1 protein-coding gene is annotated in these 582 nt (G+C 34.7%); it reads right to left on the bottom strand.

All coding sequences use genetic code 11. The features are described 5' to 3' along the window. Positions 1-13: 13 nt before the first annotated feature. Complete coding sequence (locus A6E04_RS20640) at positions 14-505, bottom strand: hypothetical protein (protein ID WP_244886309.1); 492 nt, start codon at positions 503-505, stop codon at positions 14-16. Positions 506-582 lie beyond the last annotated feature (77 nt).

Raw genomic sequence — 582 nt, 5'->3', positions numbered from 1 at the left:
GTTGATGCATTTGTTATGTGCATTTCTCAAGTGAAGTCAGTTGTAAATAAGAGCATTCTAATTTTTCAACAAAGGACTCGCTTATATCAGGTAATCCTTTAGTAAACTTCTCAACATATGACACTTTAAAAAGATCATATAAAAAGCTATTTTCTATTTTCGCAACGTGAATTGGGGAGTAAGGTCTAAGAGAAATAATAAAACCATCAAGCTCATCTTCATCAATTAAGTTATATTGATCTCCAGTGATATCAATTACCATCCCCTCAATTTCTATCCAATAATGCGTTATAGAACAATTATCAGGACGAACTCCCCCGACGCCTATAATTTCAATGTCAGGATAAAGTTTAAGAAAATGATACACAAGAATCATTGATGTCAATTTGCAGCTCATTACTGGAAAATCGTCTATTACCAACTCTGTAGCTTCAGGATCACATGATTGAATCAGTGTTCTAAACCTAATAGCTTCATTCAGTATTACACTCCGATCTATACTCACATTGCCTCCTTTGCACATAACGCTGGCATAACACGTTTATTACCATGCAAACCAACCTGAATTTTACCGCCTTAATC

The sequence above is a fragment of the Aliivibrio logei genome (assembly GCF_001691055.1).
Taxonomy (GTDB): domain Bacteria; phylum Pseudomonadota; class Gammaproteobacteria; order Enterobacterales; family Vibrionaceae; genus Aliivibrio; species Aliivibrio salmonicida.
The sequence above is the reverse complement of the archived record's forward strand: the minus strand, read 5'-3'. Positions and strand labels throughout refer to the sequence as shown.